This is a genomic window from Streptomyces sp. 5-10, from assembly GCF_014712245.1.
Taxonomy (GTDB): Bacteria; Actinomycetota; Actinomycetes; order Streptomycetales; family Streptomycetaceae; genus Streptomyces; species Streptomyces violaceusniger.
On record NZ_JACVYG010000062.1, the window covers coordinates 37,179 to 58,337 of the forward strand.

Consider the following 21,159-nt stretch of genomic DNA (forward strand, 5'->3'; position numbering starts at 1 on the left):
GCCCGGTGGCTACCGTGGTGAGACGGCGGGCGGGCCCGCCGTCTCACCCGCACGGAACTCGCAGGCCACCAACGGCTCGTGTGCTTCCTCGCCGGCCACCAGCGCGGCGAGCAGCCGGACGGCCGCGGCGCCGAGCCGGTGCCGGGGGATGTCGAACCCCATCGGCACGGGCCGGGCGGCGAGGTCGGCGGGCGGGCTTCCGAGCAGCCCCAGCGAGACGTCGCCCGGGCAGCTGAGCCCGGCCTCCCGGACGGCGGCGTTCAGCGCCCGCCACGCCGCCCCCGTGTCGGTCTCCTCGGCCACGAACGCGCTCACCCCGTCCGCCACCAGGGCCCGCACCCGCCCCGCGGTCAGCTCACGGGCCGGATCGGCGCAGCGCAGCACCGCGCCGGGGCCGCCCGCGAGGCCCGCCGCCGCCAGGCCGTCCAGGAAGCCCTGCTGACGGTCCGTGGACGGGGGAGCGTCGTCGTCCTCCCGTACCAGCACGATCCGCCGGTGCCCCAACTCGGCCAGGTGGGCGACGACTTCACGGCTGGCGCTGACGTAGTCGGCACCGACCCAGGCCAGCCCCTCCAGCTCCTCGCGGCGGCCCAGATGCACCACCGGAAACCCGTCGGCGACGAGCCGCTTCAGTTCGGCCCGCGGTACGTGCCGGCCGAGGAAGAGGCACCCGTCGGCCAGCCGGACCCGGCTCAGCGCGTCCGGTCCCGCGGCACCCGCGCCACCGGTGCTCGACCCCGTGAACAGCAACAGGTCGTAGCCCCGGGCGGCCGCCTCCCGCTCCACGCCCACCAGGAACGGGTAGTACGAGTGCTGAACGTCGGTCGGGAAGGTGGCGGTGAAGCTGAAGACGCCCAGCAGGTTGTTGCTGGCCGCCGCCAGCCGCCGGGCCGCCGGGTCCGGCACGTAGCCGAGACTGCGGGCCGCGTCGAGGACGCGCTGCCGGGTCTCCTCGGAGATCGCGGCGGCTCTGCCGTCGCCGCGCGCCGACAGGACCAGTGACACCGTCGCCTGCGACACTCCGGCGAGCCCGGCCACCTCGGCCTGCCGCGGCCGTGACGTACGGCTCGCGGACCCCGGACTCCGTCCCGGTTTCGCCCGCTTCTTCGGCTGGTCCACCCCTGACGTCCCCTCGCTCACCGGTTCGTTAATGCGCATTAGTAATGCGCATTAACGAACCTTGGCGTGCCGCGGACCCACCGTCAAGGGCCAGAACGGAACCCGTCCCGGTGAGCCGCGCCCGCTTCCAAGTCGGCGGGGAGCAGCTGCTCGGTGAGCAGGCGGCGGACGCGCTGGTGGCGGTCGGGGGCGTCCAGCCAGGAGCGCAGGATCCGCCAGCCGTGGTAGTAGCCCAGTACGTACACACCCATGCCCGGTGCCCGCACGGAGTTGAGCGCGGCGGCGGTCTCGGCCTCGTCGAACAGCGCCCAGCGGGTCAGGTAGGCGGCCAGTTCGGAGGCGGGGCGGCCGACGGCCGCCAGGAGGGCGGCGTTGGCCCAGACGCCCCACAGGACGTTCTTGACATCGTGGACGGTGGCGAAGTGGCTGCCGTCCGGCGGGATGCCTTCGCCGGTCAGGACGTTGTCGGTCAGCCACGCCTGGGCCTCATCGCCGGGAAAGAGGATGCTCTCGGCGTGCAGGCCCAAGCCCTCGCCGAGCGCGAACGAGGGCGACAGCATGAACCGGACCTGCTGTTCCAGGCGGTCCTGCCGGTTGACCAGGTGGATCTCCTTGAGCATCGCCTCGGCGATGTGCCCGGGGTGGCCCTCGTGGGCTACCAGATACAGCAGGTCGGCCAGGTTGAACGGGATGTCGGTGTTGATGTGGATGGTCGACTTCAGCTCGCCCTCGTAGGCTCCCGCGCCCCAGAAGTGTGTGCCGGACACGAGCTTGCAGTCGACGGTCTCGTCCGGCGGCAGGGGGATGATGGTGGCGCTGGTACGGGTGCGTGTCTCGGCCACGGCCTTGGCCACTATCGTCGGCAGCCGCTGCTCAACCCGCGCCGCGGGCAGGGTATGCGCGGCCTGCCAGGCGTGCAGCCGGTCGGCCAACGACCCGCCGCCCGCGGGCAGAGCGGCGTCCAGCCGCGCGTGTGCCTCTTCGAACAGCGACTCCGGAACCCAGTCCGCCGCCACGCCCAGGCACTCCCGGGTGTAGTCGGGCAGTGGCAGCACCTCGCCGTTCTGTTGCCGTGCCACCGCACGCATCGCGGTAACCTGCGCGGCCAGATAGCGCGACCGCGGCGGCTCGAAGGGGAGTTCCTCCAGCAGCCGGTCGGCGTCCTCCACCAGCTGCCCGGCGGGCAGCGGGGCCTCGGTCTCCGCCTGCCTGCTCCACTCCCGCGGCCCCTGGTAGACGAGTACGGTCCCCCCGGAGTCTTTGGTGACCTGTCGGTTGAGGCGTAAGGCGAGCAGCGCGTAGTCGCGCACCCACTCCTGTTCTGTCGGGTTCATCATTGCCTCCACGGCTGTTGCGTACGCGGGTGATCGCGCCGGGCACCCGGATTCGCCGATAATCAATGATCCGTGACGCTATGGCGGAAGTCACGTGGCGAGATTCCGTATGCGGCGCGAAAGGCACGAGTGAAGACGGCGTGATGAGTGAAGCCCCAGCGGTCGGCGATACGGTAAATGGGCACGGAGCGCATGGTGGGATCGGCGAGATCCCGGCGGATATGTTCCAGCCGCAGGCGGCGAATATACGCGGCAACGCTGTCCTGCGATGACGTGAACAGACGGTGCAGGTGGCTCACCGAAATGTGGTGAGCATCGGCGATCATGGGCGGTGTCAGCTCCGGGTTGTGGAGTTGCTGCCGGATGAAGGCGCGGATTCGCAGCGTCAGGGCTCGACGGCAGGTTTCGGACGGCAGGGAGCCCAGCGCGTCGAGTTCATGGGCGAAGAGCACTGCGAGGAGGTCGACCAGGACTCTCTCCAGCCGCGGGGCATCGGCGGCGGTGTAGGAACTGGCGTTCTCCGTCAGGGTGGCGAGGAAGCTCGCCACCAGGGCACCGGGCCCGTTCCTCGCCGTCATACGGTGCCCGATCACCCGGTCAGCCTGGGCGACGGGCAACGGTAACAGCGCCTTGGGGAGATCGATGCCTATGGCCTTCACTGGTTCCCGGCGGGTGCCGAGGCGGATTTCACATGGGCGCGAGGAGTCGTTGGTGCGCACGTCGTAGGCGCCGTACAGGGCGTCTTGGCCGCTCATGGTGAACCCCACCGTGCCACTGACGATCAGTGAGAGGTGGTACACGTCAGGGTCGAGTTGCCGGATGAGTCTGGGGGTCCGACGAATGTCCAACGGTTCGCTCACCGAAGGCCATACGAGCGCATTCCCCAAGTTCAGGACGCGTTGGTGGGCGTAGTAGTCGGCAGGCGGGTGGCCGACCACCTCCAACGGCGCGTGCATTCTGGACAACTGATCACGCCACGCCTCGGCGCGATCCGCCGTCGGGAAGTCATCGGTACGGAACACAGCCTCGATCATCGCCTATCCCCCTACGTAACGCCGCTTGCCGTCCACCTCACGGCCACACCCGATCAGCAGTCACCAGGCGACACCACCAGCACACCGGAGAGTAAAGCACAAGCAAAGGCGATAGGCATTCGAACGGAGCCGCAGCGGACCGGGTGAGCGCGGCCGGGCTCGGGCCGGCGCCTCCGGTCTCCGGAGTTCTCCTGGTGGGGCAGGGGGATATCCCCAGTAAAGAGCCGGGGGACAGTCGGAGCGCGGTACATCGGTGACACCTCTAGCGTTCCGGCCCATGAGCACGCCGTACCGAATGGACCGGAACAACGCCACGCGCCGGAGCATGCTCGCGCTCGGCACCGCCGCGGCAGCCACACCCTGGCTGGGTGCGGCCCCCGCCCAAGCCCGCCCTGCCACCGGAAGCCTGGACGAACTGGGCATGACCGAGCTTCGCGGGCGGATGGCCGAAGGGCGGCTCGACGCGGAACGGCTGACCCGCTACTACCTGGAGCGAATCGACCGCGTCGATCCGCTCCTGCACGCGGTGATCGAGGTCAATCCCGACGCGCTGCGGGAGGCCCGGCGCCTGGATGCCGGGCAACGTCCCCGTGGGCCCCTGCACGGCATGCCCGTTCTGCTGAAGGACCTGGTGGAAACCGCGGACCGCATGCACACAACCGCCGGATCACTCGCCCTGGAGGGCCTTCGGCCGGCCAGAGACGCCACGGTCGCGGCCAAGTTGCGCGCGGCCGGTGCCGTCATCCTCGGCAAGACCAACCTGAGCGAGTGGGCCGGCGGGATGTCGCTCACCCACCACGCCGGCTGGAGCGCCCGCGGTGGGCAGACCCGGAACCCCTACAAGCTGGATCGGTCTCCGAACGAGTCCAGCTCCGGTACGGCGGTCGCCGTCGCGGCCAACCTGTGCGTCGCCGGGATCGGTACCGAGACCAACGGTTCGATCATCGACCCCGCCTCGGCGAACTGCGTCGTCGGGGTGAAGCCGACCGTTGGACTGATCGGGCGCGGCGGAGTGATCCCCGGTGTGCCGAGCCAGGACAGTGTCGGCCCGATCGCGCGCACGGTCCGCGACGCCGCGATCCTGCTCGGCGTCCTCGTCGGCATCGACGACCGTGACCCGGCGACCGAGGCGAGCCGTGGCCACTTCCATCGTGACTACACCCGTTTCCTGGATGCCGACGGACTGCGTGGTGCGCGGATCGGCATACCGCGAACCGTGTACTTCGGCTACAGCGACCACGCCGACGAGATCGCGGAGCGGGCGATCGCCACGCTGCGCGCCGCCGGCGCGACCGTGGTCGACCCGGCCGACATACCGACGGCCGAGCGCCTCGAAGACCTCCCCAGCTCGAAGATCGTTCAGGTGTACGAGATCAAGCGGGCGCTGAACGCCTATCTGGCCGGCGCCCCCGGCGACCACCCGCGCGGCTTGGCGGAGCTGATCGCGTTCAACCGCGCACACGCCGACCGCGAGCTCCGCTATATGCGGCAGGACGGTCTGGAGGCGGTGCACCGGCTGGACTTCACCGAGAGCGAGTACCGCGAGGCGCTGGCCACCAACCACCGGCTGTCGCGTGCCGAAGGCATCGACGCGGTGCTGCGGCGCTTCCGTCTCGATGCGTTGGTGATGCCGACCACCGGACCGCCGGCCAAGATCGACCTGGTTCGCGGGGACAGCTACGGCGGCGGCGCGTCCACGCCCGCCGCACTCGCCGGCTACCCCGCGATCAGCGTCCCGGCAGGCTTCGCCTTCGGCTTGCCGGTCGGCCTGACGTTCATGGGTACGGCGTGGAGCGAGCCGACCCTGCTCCGCCTGGCCTACGCCTACGAGCGGGCCGGCCGGGTCCGCAGAGCGCCGACATACCGCCCGGCCGACGTGGGCTTCTGACCCTGTGCCATGGGGCACCCTCCCGCTGCCGGCGGAGCGGATCTCCGCCCTCCTTACGGCCGAAAGGTACTTCGGCCCTGGCAGCACGCACCGGTGGCGGAACTGGTACGTGAACCGCAGTTCCCTGGTCTGTGAGATCGCGCCCTCGGCCTTCCCGGGGTTCCCCGCCTCCCGCGGACGCCTGCCATCATGAGCCCATGACCGACGCGTACGAGCGGATGATGCGGGCCAACCAGTCGAACTGGGATGCCCGGACCCCCGTCCACCTCGCCAGCCGGTTCTACGGGATCGACGGGGAGCCCGACCCGTCCCGCTGGTTCGCCTCGTGGGAGTGGGACGACCTCGGCGAGGTGGCCGACCGCGACGTGCTGCACCTGCAGTGCCACCTCGGCACGGAGACGATCGCCTTCGCGCGGCGCGGGGCGCGGACCGTCGGCCTCGACTTCTCCGCGGCATCCGTGACGGCGGCGACCGGCATCGCGGCGCGTGCGGGCTTCGATGTGACGTACGTACAGGCCAATGTGTACGACGCCGTGGAGGCCCTCGGCGGGCGGCGGTTCGATGTCGTCTACACCGGCAAGGGCGCCCTGTGTTACCTCCCGGACCTGGACCGCTGGGCCGGTGTCGTCGCCGAACTGCTGCGTCCCGGCGGTCGCTTGTACGTCGTGGAGTTCCATCCGCTCCTCAACTCGCTGGGCCCCAAGCCCGCCCCCGAAGAGGGGCCCGAACTCCTGCTCCGCCATGACTACGTGGGCGGCAGCGGCCCCGTACACCGCGACGCGACACACACCTACACCGACGGCCCGGCCGTCGAGGGCGCCACCGACAGCTACGAGTGGACGCACGGGCTGGGCGAGGTCGTCAACGCCCTGATCGGAGCGGGTCTGGACATCCGACGGCTGCGCGAGAGCCCTGAACTGCCCTGGCCGCGCTGGCCCCATATGGTTCGTGGCTCATCCGGCTGGTGGCGGCTGCCGGAGCCGCGGATCCCTCTGCTGTACGGACTGTTGGCATCCCGCTGAGCGAACGGCCACGGTGGCGCCCCAACACGGTGGCGGGGCTGCCGCGAGCCCGGGCCGGCGGAGCGCGCCACCTCTGCCGTCGGGGCGGGACTTCCGCGAACCGTCGTATGTGACGGGGATCACAACGGAGGGAAAACCTGCCGCCCGTGCCTGACGTCTTGCGGGTGTGAGATCAGTCAGGAAGACATCGGGCGAACTGGACGAGGAGCATCTCGTCCGGCTGGTGGCCAGAGGCGACCGTGCCGCGTTCGAGGAGCTGTACCGGCGTACGTCGCCGTGGATGGCGGTGCGGCTGCGCCGCCGCTGTGCGGACGAACAGATCGTCGCCGAGGTCATGCAGGAGACGTATCTGGCGGTGTGGCGCGCGGCGGGTGCGTTCATCGGGACCGCCGCCGGGGGAACCGCCGTCGGCTGGCTGTGGACGATCGCGGCGCGTCGGCTCGTCGACGCGTTCCGGCGCAGGGCCCACCACGCGGAGCCGCCGCCCGCGGCTGCCCCGCGGTCCATGGCGCCCGCCGCCGAGGAGGAGGCGCTCGCGGCGACCGTCGGCGGTGAGGTCGGGGACGCGCTGCGGCGCCTCGCACCGGAGCTCAGAGCGGTACTGCAGGCCATGGTGCTCGACGGGCTGTCCGTCCGGGAGACCTCTGTCTTGCTGGGACTGCCCGAGGGCACGGTCAAGACCCGTGCCCGCCGGGCCCGGATCGAGATGCGGAAGGCACTGGCATGAGTGTGGAACACGCGTCGATTCGGATCATCGACGGTTACGCGCGCGGCGACACGGACCTCGCCGCCGACGAGGTGTGGGCCCTGGAGGCCCATCTGGAGGCGTGCCGGGTGTGCCGTGACCGGCTGTCGGCCTCCGTCACGGCGCAGGCGCCCGCCGTCGCGGCGCTGGTCGGCACGGTGTGGTCCGACCTCGAACCCCAGCTCGCCGGCACCGCCCCGGTACCGCGTCGACGGCGCTGGTCGGCGCGGCTGTCGAGGTGGATGACGCCCGTGATGGTGCCGTGGCTGGCCATGGTCGTGGGGGTGACGCTGCTCGCGTTGCTGCTCGACCTGGCCGACACCGGCTTCGGCGAGGTGTCGCTGGTGCTGCTGCTCTCCCCGGTCCTGCCCGTGCTCGGCGTCGCGGCGTCGTGGTCGCGCGGTCTGGACCCGGCGTACGAGCTGACGGCCTCCGCGCCGAGGGCGGGACTGTACCTGGTGCTGCGGCGTACCGCGTCCGTGCTCGCGGTGGTCGTCCCCGCGCTGCTGCTGGGCGGATGGGCGACGGGGGTGACGGCCGCGCAATGGCTGCTGCCCTGTCTGGCCTTCACCTCGACGACCCTGGCGCTCGGCGGTGTCGTCGGCGTGACCCGCGCCGCCGCCTGGCTGGTGGCCGGGTGGGCCGCCGTGGTCGTGGCACCGACCCTGGCCGCCGGCCGTACGACCTTCGCCCTGCGGACGGACGGTCTGCCCGTGTGGGGGCTGGTCCTCACGCTCGGCATCGGTGTCGTGATCGCCCGCAGGGGCGCGTACTCCGTGCTGGGAGCCCATCGTTGACCATCGGAAAGGAACACCACATGATGCCCGCGGCGAGCGCGGCCGACGTCGCACCGACGCCCTACGCCTGGGAGATCCGGGCCACCGGGCTGAAGGTCAGGGTCGGCAGGAACCACATGGCCGTCGACGGGCTCGACCTGTCGCTGGGCACCGGCGTACACGGTCTCCTCGGCCCCAACGGGGCGGGCAAGAGCACCCTCATCCGGGCTCTGGCCACCGTACTGCGCCCCGCCGAGGGCACCCTGGAACTGCTCGGCGAGTCCGCGGGCGGCATGGGCGAGCACCGTGCGCTGCGCCGGCGGATCGGCTACCTGCCGCAGGAGTTCGGCTACTACAAGCGCTTCACGGTCCGCGAGTTCGTCGAGTACATGGCGTGGCTGAAGGAGGTGCCCAAGGCGGACATCCCCGCGGCGGTGCAGCATGCCGTGGAGCGGGTGGGCCTGGCCGACCGTGCCGACAAGCGGATGAAGACCCTGTCCGGCGGGATGGTGCGGCGGGTGGGCATCGCCCAGGCCATCGTCAACCACCCGACGATCCTGCTGCTGGACGAGCCCACGGCCGGCCTGGACCCGGCACAACGGCTGCGCTTTCGCGAACTGCTGCAGGAACTGGGCAAGGACACCTGCGTGGTCGTCTCGACCCACCTCGTGGAGGACGTGGCCGCCGCCTGCACCGACGTGGTGCTCTTCGCCGAGGGCCGACTGGTCTTCCAGGGCACCCCGGACGACCTGGCCGCGGCGGGCGGCCCCGAGCACGTGGGCGACAGCCCGCTGGAGCGCGGCTACTCGGCACTGCTGCTGAGCCCCGGCCGGGGAAGGGGCGCCTGGTGAAGACGCGTGTGATGCGAACCGAGCTGAAGCGCTCCGTCGCCCCCTGGGCCGGCGCCGTGGTCCTGACGAGCGCGCTGGCGTTCCTGTACCTGGTGGACGCCGAATGGTGGAGGGGCACCACGGCGTGGACGGCCCAGTGGACGTCCCTGGCCCTGTGGACCCGCACTCTGCTGTTCTACCTGTGGCCGCTGGCCGTGGGGCTCGGCGCGTTGCAGGGCCTGCGTGACCACCGCTCGAAGATGTCCGAACTGCTGACGACCACCTCGCGTCCCGCCTGGCACCGCGCCGCCACGCTGGCGGGCGCGATGGCGATCACCCTGGCCTCGGCCTTCGCGCTGCTCGTCCTCGTGGGCGCGGTCCAGGTGCTCGCCAACACCGAGTACACCCACCTCGGATGGCTGCCGATCTCGCTGGTGGGGGCACTCTCCCTCGTCGCGGGAGCCGTGCTGGGCATGGGGGCCGGGCGCGCCCTGCCGTCCGCGCTCACCCCGCCGCTGCTGACCATGGGCGCCTTCGCGTTCACGGCCCTCATGCACATGTCGCTGGGCCGGACGGAGACGGACACGGCGACAGGGGTCCCGAGCACGGAGCCGAACCGGGTCTCGCTGCTGTCACCGGCGGTGGAAGAGGTGCGCGACGCGCTCGTCACGCTCTCCGCCTCCGTGCACCTCGGGCAGACGATCTGGCTGCTCGGCCTGGCCGCGACAGGCTTCGCGCTGCTGGTCGCCGCGACCCCGCGCACCCGGCTGCTCGCCCTGACGCCCGTCCTGGCGGGCGCGGCCGTCGCCCTGCTCGTCCTCCCCTCCGACCCGCGCCGGATGTATGTCCTCGACAAGGCCGCCGCGGAGCTGGTGTGCGAGGGCCCGGTATGCGTGACCAGGACCCAGCAGGCACGACTCACCGACCTCGCGCGTCACGGCGAAAAGGCGCTGCGCCTGCTGCACGGGGCCCTGGGGAGCCGGGCGCCGGTCTCGGTCCGGGAGAACACCGCCGTACTGCCGGAGGGTTCCACGCCGCGGTGGTCCCGCAAGACCGTGCTCATCGACTTCGATGACGACATCGTGGCCGCCGCGAAGGGCGAGGAGCTGACCTGGGCCCTGATCGCCAAAGGCATGGTGCCGGGGTGTTCCCCCGTGGGCTGGAGCGGTACGGGGGGAGAGGACATCGCGCGGACCGTCGCGGTGGGCTGGGTCCTCGGCGACCTCACGTCGATGCCCGGCCAGGGGTCACCGAACGTGCGCCGCGAGATCGACACCCAGGCCCGCGCGGTGTGGAAGGACCTCACGGCGCTGCCACGGGCGAAGCAGCTCTCGCGGATCAACGCGATGCGCGCCGCCGCGCTGTCCTGCAAGGGAGACGCGCTCGGCGCGCTGACCGGCGGCGGTGGGTACCGGTGAGATGGCTGACGCTGTACGCGCGCTCGCGTCAGGTGCCCGCGTCACTGGCCGCGGTGGTGATCAGTACGGTGACGGCGTGGGCCTTCGCCCGGGGCGGCAGCGGGGGGCCGGGTGATCCGCGGCTGCCCGCGCTCGCCCTCGCCGCGGGAGCGATGGCGCTCTCGACCGGGCTCAGCAGGCAGGATCTCGCGCTGGACCGGACGGCCGCGATCCGCTGGGCGCCCCGCAGGGCGGTGCATGTGCTGCTCGCCGGGGCGGTGGTTGCCGTGGTGTTGCTGGTGGTGCGGGGGACGGGGGAGGGCCTGGCCACTGCCGGGTTCGTGGTGCGGGACAGTGCGGGACTGATGGGGCTCGCCGCCGTGGGGGCGGCGGTGTGCGGGGGGCGGTACGCGTGGACGCTGCCGTTCGCCTGGCTCTCGTTCTCGTTCGTCGCCCCGTCCCCGACGAGTGTGCCGGCGCGGGTGGCGTCCTGGATGCTGCTGCCACCCGGTACGGCGGCGGGCACCTGGACAGCCCTGGTCCTCACGATCGCGGGCACCACGGCCTACGCCGTCGCGGGACCGAGGCGGTAGTCGGCCCGGGCCACCGGACCGGGGCACGGCCGAGAGCGTGTGCGCTGCGGACAGGCCGCCGAGCGCACGGAGTTGTCGACGAGCACGCCCCCCCCCGGGGGGGTGCCGCTGAGGTTCAGCGGCACCCCCCGGGGGACCGTTGGTCAGGATGCGCGGCGCAGGGCCAGGACGTTTTCGGTGACGGTGGCCGTCTGCCCCTGGGGACCGGTGGCGGTGCGCTGAGGTGCGTGGCAGCGCTCGGCCGTCCAGGAGTCGTCCAGTTCGAGCGAGGCCAGGACCTCGTCGGGGCGGGGGAAGCGCACGTCCTCGCCGGCCTGCCAGGACCAGGGGGCGATCGAGGCGTGTTCCACGATGATCAGCAGTCCGCCGGTGGCGACGGCCGCCGCCGCGCGGCGCAGCACCTTCTCGCGGGAGATCTCGAGGGGGGTGTGGAAGTAGCTGGCGTTGACCAGGTCGAAGCGGCCTTCGGGGAAGTCGTGGGCGAGGTCGTGGCGGGCGGGGTGCACGCGTTCGGCCACGCCGCTGGTGCGGGCTCCGGTGGCCACGCGCCGCAGGGCGGTGGCTGAGACGTCGACGGCGGTGACGTCCCAACCTCGGGTGGCGAGCCAGATGGCGTCGCCGCCGTGCCCGCAGCCCAGGTCCAGTGCGGTACCGGGCGTGGGGGCGAGGGTGGTGACGAGGTCCTCGAGGACGGCGTTGGGCCTGGTGCCCCACTGTTCGTCCAGGCGGGAGTAGTGGTTCTCCCAGAAGGCTGCGGAGTCGCTGCCGGTACTCATCGGGGCTCTCTTTCAGCGGTGGGCGGCTCGGGGTCAGCCGACGTGAACGGGGTTTCGGCGAGGGCGTCGGTGTGCGTGTGCTTCTTGATCAGCAGGGTGATCACTTGCGGCCCACGAAGTCGGTGACGCGCCCGCCCAGCAGCAGTAGGCTCACGGCCAGGGTCGGCCGGCGCCGCGGGTCGAGCGCGGTGTCCCGGCCCGCTGAGTCGGTGGATGCGGTCATCACTGTCCAATCGAGGTGCTGAGCGAAGGAAAAGGAAGGGGAGCGTGCGGCCCGCTCGCGCAGCGGGCCGGTGATCTCGACGGTGCACGCCCACATGCCGCGGTTGCAAGGCTGGATGCCGTTTTGGCAACCTGGGTGTCATGGATGATCAGCAGCGGCGAGACGTCCTCGCAGCCGTCGGACCCCGCCTGCGGGAGCTGCGGCGTCGTAAATCCCTGACTCTGGCCGAGCTGGCCGAACTGACCGGTGTCAACGAGAGCACGCTCTCGCGCCTGGAAAGCGGGGCCCGCAAGCCGACCCTGGAACTGCTGCTCCCACTGGCCGAGCTGTACGACGTGCCGCTGGACCAACTCGTCGGCGCACCGCGCACCGGCGACCCGCGCATCCATCTGCGTCCGGTGCACCGCGACGGCATGACGTACGTGCCGCTGAGCCATCCCGGCGGCGTCCAGGCGCACAAGCTGCTGATTCCGCCGAGGCCGGGACGCGAGCCGGAGCTGCGTACCCATGAGGGCTTCGAGTGGCTCTACGTGCTGGCCGGCCGACTGCGCCTGATCCTGGGCGAGCAGAGCCTGGTCCTCAAAGCCGGGGAAGCCGCGGAGTTCGACACCCACGTACCGCACTGGCTCGGCCCGGATGGCGACCAGACCGTGGAACTGCTCGTGCTGTTCGGACGCCAGGGAGAGCGGGCCCATCTCAAGGCCCGCACCACCTGACCTCCCAAGTGCGCATCTCACGTCATGGCGTCACGGCCCTCGCACGTTGCGCGTGCGCCGCGTCCGCCGGCGGCCACCTTGGGGCCACTCCCAGACTCCGTCGGCGGTGAACAGGGTGTGGAGGTGACCGTGGTCGTCTCTCCTGGGCCGGGCCGGGCCGGGCCGGATCGGCTCGTGAGGGTGCGGTGACCGGCTGGTGATCTCGCCTAGCGGCTTCACAGCGGGTGGGTTGCGCGCTAACGTACAACCAAATGGTTGTAGATGCACGGTCGGACGAAGCTGTGGACCTCCTGTTCCATGCGCTGGCCGACACCACTCGCCGTAGCATCCTCCGCCGATGTGTGCGGGATGAGGTGTCGGTGTCGCGGTTGGCCGAGGGCTACCCCATGAGCTTCGCCGCGGTGCAGAAGCATGTCGCCGTGTTGGAGAGGGCCGGTCTGGTCACCAAGCAGCGCCGCGGGCGGGAGCAACTCGTGCGTACCGCTCCCGAGGCTGTGGACCGCGCGCGGCGGGCGCTCGATGAGCTCGAGACGGCCTGGCGCGGGCGAGTGGACCGGATGGCCCGCTTGCTCGAGCAGGACCTCGACTCCGAAGGGAACGATCCGAGGGAAGGACGAGACGAATGAGCGTCACCAGTGTGGAGAAGGACGTGGATCGCCTCACTCTCACGCTGATCGCCGACTTCCACGCTCCGGTGGAGCGGGCGTGGCGGCTGTGGGCCGACCCCCGGCAGCTGGAGCGTTGGTGGGGGCCGCCGGACTACCCGGCGACTGTGGAGGAGTACGACCTGACCCCGGGCGGCGATGTCACCTACTTCATGACCGGCCCGGAAGGTGAGCAGTACCGCGGCTGGTGGCGGATCCTCTCGGTCGACCCGCCGACGTCTTTGGAATTCACCGACGGCTTCGCCGATCAGCACGGGAAGCCGATCGACAGCATGCCGACCACCACGGTGCGGGTGCGGCTCTCCGAGCACGACGGCGGCACTCGGATGGAGATGCGATCGGTATACGACTCCCGGGAGCAGATGGAGCAGATGGTGAACATGGGCACGGTTGAGGGTCTGCGGCAGGCGGTCGGCCAGATGGACGCCTTGCTCGTCGACTGATCCGGGCCCGGCGCGGTTCATCCGCGATCACAGGAGTCCACCACCACCAGGCCCGATGTGCGCCTTTTCCACCGCACCGACGCCCCGTCCACCCATTCCGGGAGAGTGTCCCAGCATGACTCCTCCACACAGCCGTTCACACCTGCCCCGGCACCCGCGCAAGGTGCTGCCCGCCGTCACCGCGGTCACCGCCGTCCTGTCGTTCGTGGCCGCGTGGCTGCTCGGCGCCGCGTCACCTGCCGTCGCACTGGCCAAGCCGGTCATCAACGGGCCCGTCTTCAACGACCCGTTGGGCAGCGAGACGGCACAGCGAGCCATCTTCACGCAGCTCGTCCAGCTCATAGACGCCACACCCGCGGGCGCCCAGATACGCGGCTCGATGTTCGAGTTCAAGGACGAGGAGGTCGCGAACGCCTTGCTGGCTGCCCATCGGCGCGGCGTGGACGTCAAACTGATCGTTGACGACTCGACGTATGTGAACGGTGACGGAGCCGAGGTCGCCAACCCTGCCTACCAATCGCTCAGGACCGGGCTGGGTAATGACGACGCGGCGCGTTCCTGGATCGTCGTCTGCGACGACCGGTTCGAGGACGCCGACGGCGTGGACGATGTCAAACGCGGTTGTCTGGGCGTCGCGCCGCCCGGTCCGGCTTACAACCACAACAAGTTCTTCCTCTTCTCGAGGATCGGGCCGTTCGACGACGGCACCAGCTACTCGAAGGTCGTCTTCCAGAGCTCCTCGAACCTCTCCGACTGGTACCAGGTCGAGTCCTTCAACGACGCCGTGACCTTCGCCGATGCCACCGTGTACGACGGGTACGCCTCGTACCACGAGAAGCTGCGCCACGGCCGCACCCTCGCGGGCGGCGACAACAACGTGTACTTCTCGACGCCGACGGGCTCGACCTACCGCGGGTTCTTCTTCCCACGCGGCGACGACTCGTACGGCAACCCCGCCACCGACACCGTCGTCAACGCCCTCGACGAGATCAGTTGCTCCTACACCGGCACCGACGGCCGGCGCCACCAGACGGACATCCGGATCGTGATGCTCTACTTCTACGGCTCACGCGTCCAGGTCGCCGACAAGCTGGCCTCCCTGCGTGCTCAGGGTTGCTGGATCGACGTGATCTACGCCGAGAGCGATGCGGAGGTCACCGGCAAGCTGGACGCGGCGGGCATACAGCACCTCAGGTGCCGTATCCCGAACGGTCCGGGCATCGACGTGCGGCCGCACAACAAGCAGATACTGATCGACGGCGACTACAACGGCGACATCACGCCCCGGGTCTACACGGGCAGCGCCAACCTGACCGGCTCGTCGCTGAGGTCGGCAGATGAGGCGTTCGTACGGATCACCAGCGCGTCGTACCACGCGCAGTACCTGAGCACCTTCTACGAGATCCGCTCGGCCTGCCGCGGCTGAGGCCCATGGCTCGACGGCGACCGGCGGTGGCTGTCCGACCTCCTGGTCGCCTTTCCGGACAACCTGTGGCTGGTCACGTCGCGCCCGTCCGCCATACGGGCGGAATGGCTGGGCAGCGAGAACTTCACCGAACGCACCCTGTTCTGACGTTCTGCTGTGTGAACTGCCTGCATTCGCCGTGTACGACACCGACGAGTTCGACGTGGCTCCCCTGGCCGCACACCCTCAGCTGCGCCGCGTGACCACGCCGCCCACCTGTCGCATCCTCAATGCCGACCGGCTGCCGGACACGATTCAGGTCAACCCCCGAAGCGCCACGGCACCCGAGGCGTGATACCGCCCACGGTCCTGCGACGACCGGCCGAGCGGAACCAGGCCCGCTTCGCCGCCGACGTTGCGGGCGGCCCGCAGCCGTCTGCACCTACGTCCCGGGCAAGGCGGAACCGCTCGACCTCATGCTGGACTCCGTGTACCTGGAGGGCGTGGCCGGGAGCGTGCGCGGGGCACGCCACGCCCGTACCGGTCGTACGCGGCCGGGACGGGCGGCACGGCGGACCGGTCCCTCCACGATGGATCCCCCGGTCCGGGACCGCACCGCGGGACCACCCGCTCCGGTGGCGGCGCGCACGGCAAGGCAGGGTGCGCGACGCTGACCCGGTGCACCGCGATGAGCAGTTCCCGTACCGTCAGGTTCGGTTCGCCGGCCGGTATGCCGACCAGGTCATGGCCGCCGAGGAAGGCCATGACCCGGGCTTCCCGCGTGGGTGTGGTGGCGCGGTCGGAGGTGTGCATGAGGGCTCCGTTGGTCTGGGCCCCCATTGAGCCGAATCGTCCGGGTCAGCCGGCGTCGGCCAGAGGCCAGAACGAAGGGGGTGGGGTGAACAGGCGCCGCAGTTCGGCCGGCCCGCAGGAGGCGTTCTCCCAGTGCTCGGCGATCCGGCCGTCGACGAACCGCCACAGACCACAGAACGGCACGGAGATCTCGCGGGGGCGCTCGGCCCGCAGCACCCCGAGAACGGTGCCGAAGTGGTCGTTGGCCGTGATCTGCTCCACGTCCATGACCAGGGTGTATTCGGTCATGCGGAGGAGCGCCTGCTCATGGGCGCGTACGGCCCTGATGCCACGGCGTACCCGGGGGTCTTCAGCGGTCCGGTCCGCACGGTGCAGCACGATGTCGTCCGCGGCGAAGTCGGCGATTCTGGTCAGATCCCGGTAGATGGTGCGCAGGATCTCGGTGTGCGGATGCTCGGCCCGCATGGGGGCGCGGGTCATCGCGCCCCTCCCCGGTGCTTCCGCACCGGCTTGGGCCGCCACGGGGTGACCGTGGCGCAGAGTGCTTCGATCTCCTCCCACTGGCTGTCGGTGAGCCGGACCTCGTGGGCCCGGAGGTTCTCCTCCAGGTGGGTCACCGATGTGGTGCCGGGGATGAGGAGGGTGTTGGACGCGTGGCGCAGCAGCCAGGCCAGCCCCAGCTGGGCTCCGGTGACCCCGTACCGTTGGGCGGCCTTGGTGAGGACGCCCCCGGGGCCGACCAGGTCGCCGTGGCCGAGCGGGAACCACGGGATGAAGACCATGCCGCGCTCTTCGGCGTATCGGAGGATCGGCTCGCCGGACCGGTCGGCGATGTTGTAGAGGTTCTCCACCGCCACGATGTCCACGATCTGGGCGGCCTGTTCGAGCTGGTCGACGGTGACCTCGGGCTGGCCGGACAGGCCGATATGGCGGATCTTGCCCTGCTCGCGCAGCTCGGCGAGCACGCCGAGCTGGTCCTCCAGCGGTACCAGGGGGTCGATGCGGTGCAGCTGGTAGAGGTCGATGCGCTCCAGTCCGAGGCGGTGCAGGCTGACCTCGACCTGCTGGCGCAGATACTCGGGTCTGCCCAGGGCGACGATGTAGGGGTTGCGGCCCTCGGCCCGCACCCAGTCGTCGGGGCCGGTGCGCAGCATGCCGCCCTTGGTGGCGATCACCAGATGGTCCGGGTATGGGTGCAAGGCCTTCCGGATGAGCTCCTCGTTGTAGCCGGGACCGTAGGAGTCGGCGGTGTCGATGAAGTCGACTCCGAGGTCGTCCACGGCGCGGCGCAGCAGGCGTACGGCCTGGTCCGGGTCTTCGGGCGGGCCCCAGACGCCGGGCCCGGTCAGGTGCATGGCACCGTAGCCGAGCCGGTTGACCGTCAGGTCACCGCCCAGGGACAGGGTGGCCCCGGTCCTGGGCGCATGCGGAACGGACGCGGTCACGCGGATCCTCGATTCTTGGGCTTGTGCGGAGATGGGGTTTCACTGTGCCGGTCGGGCTCGGGAGGGACGGGAAGCTTCACCGGCAAGGCGTCGACGTTGCCCGTTCGGCGGCCGGACCGTACCCGGTCGGAGTGCACCCAGGTGCCGAGGGAGGATTCGGCGGTGATCCCGGGCCCGAACCCGGCGAGCAGCCCGCGGGCCCCCGGAGGCAGCCCCTCGGCGAACTGGCGGCGCAGTGCCTCGAAGACGACGGCCGAGGCGATGTTGCCGTACTCGGTGAGCGTGGCGCGGCTGTGCCTGAAGGCCTTCGGCGGCACCTTCAGATAGCCGCACAGATCGTCCAGGATGCGCGGGCCGCCGGCGTGGATGATGTAGAAGTCCAGGTCCGTGGCGTCCCAGCCATGTGCTTCGGCGAGCGTGTCCAGTGCGGGCGCGATCACGTTCATGGTGCCCGGGACCCGCTTGTCCAGCCGGAAGTGGAATCCGGTGGCCTTCACCTCGTACGCGATCCAGTCCTCGGTGCCCGGCACCAGATGCGAGGCGTTGCCCACCAGCTCCATCCCCTCCCCGCCGCTGCCGCGCATGACCGCGGCGGCGATCGCGTCCCCGAACAGCCCGTCGGAAAGCAGCGAGCCGACGTCGAGGTCGTCCGGCTGGTAGCACAGCGAGCAGAACTCGCACGCCACGATCAGTACGTTGGATCCCGGGTACGCGCGGCAGAAGTCATGCGCACGGTTGACGGCCGCCCCGCCGGCCGCACAGCCCAGCTGCGCGATGGGGATCTGCCGGGTGTTGGAGCGGAAACCCAGTTCGTTGATCATCCAGGAGGTCAGGGGCGGCATCGTGAAACCGGTGCACGAGACGAACACGATCGTGTCGATGTCCCGCGCCGTCACCTCCGCCGAGGACAGCGCCTCCTTGACCACGTCCGGGACACGGGCACGGGCCTCGCGCACATAGAAGCGGTTACGGGCCTCGAACCCCGGATGCGTCAGGGTGACGGCCAGCGGCTGGACCAGATGCCGCTTCGCCACCCCGGTGTTCTTGATCATCCGCAGAACCAGCGGAAGCTTCTGGTGTCCGGCGTGCAGCCGGCGCGCCAGGGCCAGCGTCTCCTCCATCGAGATGGTGTTCTCCGGTACCCACACCGCCGGGCGGCACAGCACAGCCATGGCACACTCCCTTGCTCACGAAAGGCAACGACGAGACGGAACCGACCGTGGACTTCGGGGTGGGCAAGACCGTGCCGCACACGGTGGTGGTTCACTCACACATCACTTCGCTCCACTTGCGCCTCGATGCAGCCAGGGCGGGGCAGGAGGCTCCCTGACCAGTTATGTTGACCCGATACCGCGCCTCCCGCAACGGCGCGCGTACCTCGATCTGGAGGTATGCCGGACATACGAAGTGCGATCGTGCCCTGGGATGTGCGCTGCGGAAACACACTATTTCGCCCCCACCCTTCACCCAGTTGTGCTCACATCGCGCGCTCCCCTCGCATCCCGCGGGCCACAGCGCACAACAGCCGCAGGCCGCAGCCGCATGCGCCCCCCTGACACCCCGGTGGACCGTGGACGCCTCAGACGCTCTGGCGCGCCCTTGCCGATCGGGGGTGTACTCGGCTCCACCACTGAAGGGGCTGCTCGAAGGGCACTGGGGCTCAAGGGCAGGGTCCGTCGGCCAACGACGTGGTGCTGCCGTTCCCGGCGATCCGGACGCCGTCGCCGCGTTACTGGCCCGCAAGCCCTCGGGGGCGTGCGACACGCTCAGGACCCCGTACGATCCCTCGGCCGCGCGGCGCGGCGTCGCTTCCAGCCGCGCGCCTTCGTCCGCTCTCGCCGACGCCGGAACGCCCTGTCGGCCGCCGGCGCCCGTCCGGGCGGGGCGCGGTCGTCCCTGGCGGCGGATTCATTGTCGTCATCGCTGATGCCTCCGCCTCCTATGAGAACGGCTGCGGAGACCGGTGTGGGCTGGTCCGGGCCCCTAAATGCGCGCCGGCTCCCCTAATCGCCCGATGCGTGTCCCCGTTGTCCGCCCGCGCGGGCGGCTAGGGGTTGGGGGCCCCGATCACAGGGGTTGGGGGCCGCAGGACCGTGGATTAGCGTTCCTGGCGCTGTCACCGGCACCGATGGGGGTGGGTCGTCGCATGGCCGACGATGAACGACTTCTCAGCTATCTGCGACGGGCGACCGCGGACCTGCGCGAGGCGCGTGCCCGCATCGCAGCGCTGGACGAAGCGGCGGGCCGCGACGACGAGCCGATCGCCATCGTCGGGATGGCGTGCCGCTACCCGGCCGGGCCCGGGGCGCCCGACGTGGGCTCACCCGAGGACCTGTGGCGGCTGGTGATGGACGGGACCGACGCGACCTCGGACTTCCCCGCCGACCGCGGCTGGAACGTCGATGCCGTCTACGATCCCGAGCCGGGACGGGCGGGCCGCAGCTACGTCCGCCGCGGGGGGTTCCTGAGGGACGCCTCCGCGTTCGACGCCGGTTTCTTCGGGATATCCCCGCGTGAGGCCGCCGGCATGGACCCGCAGCAGCGGCTGGTCCTGGAGACCGCATGGGAGGTCCTGGAACGCGCCGGCATCGACCCCGGCACCCTGAAGGGCACCGCCACCGGGGTGTTCGTCGGGCAGATGTACCACGACTACGCCGGCAACCACAGCATGGGTTCGCTGGCCTCCGGCCGGGTCGCCTACACGTTCGGGCTGGAGGGCCCTGCCATCACCCTCGACACGGCGTGCTCGTCGTCGCTGGTCGCGCTGCACCTCGCAGTCCAGGCGCTGCGCTCCGGCGAGTGCTCGCTGGCGATGGCGGGCGGCGTCGCCGTGATGGCGACGATGGACATGTTCGTGGAGTTCAGCGCCCAGCGGGGACTGTCCCCGGACGGGCGGTGCCGGTCGTTCACCGCGTCCGCCGACGGGGTCGGCTGGTCGGAGGGCGTCGGCATGCTCCTGGTCGAGCGGCTCGCGGACGCCCGGCGCAACGGGCATGACGTGCTCGCCGTCGTGCGGGGGATCGCCACCAATCAGGACGGCGCGTCCAGCGGCCTGACCGCGCCGAACGGGCCGTCGCAGCAGCGGGTGATCCGGCAGGCGCTGGCGGCGGCGCGCCTGGGGCCCGGCGACATCGACATGGTCGAGGCGCACGGGACGGGGACGACGCTGGGCGATCCGATCGAGGCGCAGGCGCTTTTGGCGACCTATGGGCGGGACCGGCCGGAGGACCGCCCGCTGTGGCTGGGGTCGCTNCCGGCCGGAGGACCGCCCGCTGTGGCTGGGGTCGCTGAAGTCCAACATCGCGCACACCCAGGCCGCCGCCGGTGTCGGCGGCATCATCAAGGCCGTCCAAGCCATCCGCAACCGTGTGCTGCCCCGGACCCTCCACGTGGACGAGCCGAGCCCGAACGTCGACTGGTCCGCCGGGAACGTCCGGCTGCTGACCGAGTCGCTCGACTGGCCCGACCACGGCCGCCCGCGCCGCGCGGGAGTGTCCTCGTTCGGCGCGTCGGGCACCAACGCCCACGTGATCATCGAGGAGGCGCCACCCGCCGACCCCGCCAAGCTTGCCGACCCCGCCGACCCCGCCAAGCCCGTCGAGCCCGCTGAGCCCGTCGCGGGGCCCGCCGGGGTCGTGCCGGGGATCCTGTCGGCGGCCTCGCCGGCGGCGCTGCGCGGCCAGGCCGAGCGGCTGCGCGCCTTCGCCGCCGCCCGCCCGGAGCTGGACCACGCCGACATCGCGGCCGCGCTGGCGACGACCCGCGCCGCTCTCAAGCACCGCGGCGTGGTCGTCGGCACGGGCCGCGAGGAACTGCTGTCGGGACTCGCGCGAATGGCCGAAGGGGAAAGCGGCGGAACCGTCGTCACGGGGTCGGTTGTTTCTGATTCGGATGTGGTTTTTGTTTTTCCGGGTCAGGGGTCGCAGTGGGTGGGG

Annotated in this window: 20 protein-coding genes and 1 pseudogene; 13 read left to right on the forward strand and 8 right to left on the reverse strand. The window is 70.9% G+C overall.

The window, feature by feature from the left end; translation table 11 throughout:
• Positions 1-9: 9 nt before the first annotated feature.
• From IEJ02_RS41050 to IEJ02_RS41060, 3 genes are all read right to left on the reverse strand, one after another.
• Positions 10-1,119, reverse strand: coding sequence for a LacI family DNA-binding transcriptional regulator (locus tag IEJ02_RS41050; protein WP_317986052.1), 1,110 nt, complete (start codon positions 1,117-1,119; stop codon positions 10-12).
• Between the two features lie 83 nt (positions 1,120-1,202).
• Entirely contained in the window at positions 1,203-2,453 is a 1,251-nt protein-coding gene (locus tag IEJ02_RS41055) for a hypothetical protein (RefSeq protein ID WP_223865289.1), read from the reverse strand.
• 62 nt (positions 2,454-2,515) lie between these two features.
• Entirely contained in the window at positions 2,516-3,487 is a 972-nt protein-coding gene (locus tag IEJ02_RS41060; RefSeq protein ID WP_191069436.1) for a helix-turn-helix domain-containing protein, read from the reverse strand.
• Positions 3,488-3,782: 295 nt separating this feature from the next.
• Between IEJ02_RS41060 and IEJ02_RS41065 the strand changes: the two genes are divergently transcribed.
• The 7 genes from IEJ02_RS41065 to IEJ02_RS41095 all read left to right on the forward strand — a co-directional run bounded on the left by IEJ02_RS41065 (position 3,783) and on the right by IEJ02_RS41095 (position 10,738).
• Positions 3,783-5,375, forward strand: coding sequence for an amidase (locus tag IEJ02_RS41065; protein ID WP_191069454.1), 1,593 nt, complete (start codon positions 3,783-3,785; stop codon positions 5,373-5,375).
• Positions 5,376-5,572: 197 nt separating this feature from the next.
• A complete protein-coding gene (locus IEJ02_RS41070; protein WP_191069437.1) occupies positions 5,573-6,397 on the forward strand; it encodes a class I SAM-dependent methyltransferase in 825 nt (274 codons plus the stop codon).
• 223 nt (positions 6,398-6,620) lie between these two features.
• Entirely contained in the window at positions 6,621-7,124 is a 504-nt protein-coding gene (locus IEJ02_RS41075) for an RNA polymerase sigma factor (protein ID WP_137980486.1), read from the forward strand.
• Positions 7,121-7,939: a zf-HC2 domain-containing protein gene (locus IEJ02_RS41080; RefSeq protein WP_191069438.1), complete on the forward strand. Its 819-nt coding sequence runs from the start codon at positions 7,121-7,123 to the stop codon at positions 7,937-7,939. The genes IEJ02_RS41075 and IEJ02_RS41080 overlap by 4 nt, the downstream gene beginning before the upstream one ends.
• A 20-nt stretch (positions 7,940-7,959) precedes the next feature.
• Positions 7,960-8,769, forward strand: coding sequence for an ABC transporter ATP-binding protein (locus IEJ02_RS41085; RefSeq protein ID WP_191069455.1), 810 nt, complete (start codon positions 7,960-7,962; stop codon positions 8,767-8,769).
• Positions 8,766-10,166: a hypothetical protein gene (locus IEJ02_RS41090; protein ID WP_191069439.1), complete on the forward strand. Its 1,401-nt coding sequence runs from the start codon at positions 8,766-8,768 to the stop codon at positions 10,164-10,166. Before IEJ02_RS41085 ends, IEJ02_RS41090 begins: the two co-directional genes overlap by 4 nt.
• Complete coding sequence (locus IEJ02_RS41095) at positions 10,163-10,738, forward strand: hypothetical protein (protein ID WP_191069440.1); 576 nt, start codon at positions 10,163-10,165, stop codon at positions 10,736-10,738. Before IEJ02_RS41090 ends, IEJ02_RS41095 begins: the two co-directional genes overlap by 4 nt.
• A gap of 143 nt (positions 10,739-10,881) precedes the next feature.
• Here the strand turns inward: IEJ02_RS41095 and IEJ02_RS41100 are convergent, their stop codons facing one another.
• Entirely contained in the window at positions 10,882-11,514 is a 633-nt protein-coding gene (locus IEJ02_RS41100; RefSeq protein WP_191069441.1) for an SAM-dependent methyltransferase, read from the reverse strand.
• A 100-nt stretch (positions 11,515-11,614) separates the two neighbouring features.
• The gene (locus IEJ02_RS50075) at positions 11,615-11,737 is read right to left on the reverse strand and encodes a hypothetical protein (RefSeq protein ID WP_263408032.1); all 123 of its coding nucleotides are present in this window, start codon (positions 11,735-11,737) and stop codon (positions 11,615-11,617) included.
• A gap of 140 nt (positions 11,738-11,877) precedes the next feature.
• Between IEJ02_RS50075 and IEJ02_RS41105 the strand changes: the two genes are divergently transcribed.
• The 5 genes from IEJ02_RS41105 (at position 11,878) to IEJ02_RS41125 (ending at position 15,321) form a co-directional block, all read left to right on the forward strand.
• Positions 11,878-12,453 carry a helix-turn-helix domain-containing protein gene (locus IEJ02_RS41105; RefSeq protein WP_191069442.1) on the forward strand — a complete coding sequence of 192 codons (576 nt, stop codon included), beginning with the start codon at positions 11,878-11,880 and terminating at the stop codon, positions 12,451-12,453.
• Positions 12,454-12,704: 251 nt separating this feature from the next.
• Complete coding sequence (locus IEJ02_RS41110) at positions 12,705-13,079, forward strand: ArsR/SmtB family transcription factor (RefSeq protein WP_191069443.1); 375 nt, start codon at positions 12,705-12,707, stop codon at positions 13,077-13,079.
• The gene (locus IEJ02_RS41115) at positions 13,076-13,561 is read left to right on the forward strand and encodes an SRPBCC family protein (RefSeq protein WP_191069444.1); all 486 of its coding nucleotides are present in this window, start codon (positions 13,076-13,078) and stop codon (positions 13,559-13,561) included. The genes IEJ02_RS41110 and IEJ02_RS41115 overlap by 4 nt, the downstream gene beginning before the upstream one ends.
• A 115-nt stretch (positions 13,562-13,676) precedes the next feature.
• Entirely contained in the window at positions 13,677-14,987 is a 1,311-nt protein-coding gene (locus tag IEJ02_RS41120) for a phospholipase D-like domain-containing protein (protein WP_191069445.1), read from the forward strand.
• Positions 14,988-15,165: 178 nt separating this feature from the next.
• On the forward strand, positions 15,166-15,321 hold the full coding sequence (locus IEJ02_RS41125) for a hypothetical protein (RefSeq protein WP_191069446.1): 156 nt from the start codon (positions 15,166-15,168) through the stop codon (positions 15,319-15,321).
• 503 nt (positions 15,322-15,824) lie between these two features.
• On the opposite strand, the gene IEJ02_RS41130 is transcribed toward IEJ02_RS41125, so the two are convergent.
• The 3 genes from IEJ02_RS41130 to IEJ02_RS41140 are packed head-to-tail and all read right to left on the reverse strand — an operon-like array spanning position 15,825 to position 18,396.
• Positions 15,825-16,259, reverse strand: a complete 435-nt coding sequence (locus tag IEJ02_RS41130; protein ID WP_191069447.1) for a nuclear transport factor 2 family protein — start codon at positions 16,257-16,259, stop codon at positions 15,825-15,827.
• Positions 16,256-17,224, reverse strand: coding sequence for an aldo/keto reductase (locus IEJ02_RS41135; protein ID WP_275562350.1), 969 nt, complete (start codon positions 17,222-17,224; stop codon positions 16,256-16,258). Before IEJ02_RS41135 ends, IEJ02_RS41130 begins: the two co-directional genes overlap by 4 nt.
• Positions 17,221-18,396: a type III polyketide synthase gene (locus IEJ02_RS41140; protein WP_191069448.1), complete on the reverse strand. Its 1,176-nt coding sequence runs from the start codon at positions 18,394-18,396 to the stop codon at positions 17,221-17,223. The genes IEJ02_RS41135 and IEJ02_RS41140 overlap by 4 nt, the downstream gene beginning before the upstream one ends.
• Before the next feature lie 974 nt (positions 18,397-19,370).
• Here IEJ02_RS41140 and IEJ02_RS41145 point away from each other — a divergent pair.
• A pseudogene (locus IEJ02_RS41145) lies at positions 19,371-21,159 on the forward strand (type I polyketide synthase); the annotation flags it as partial.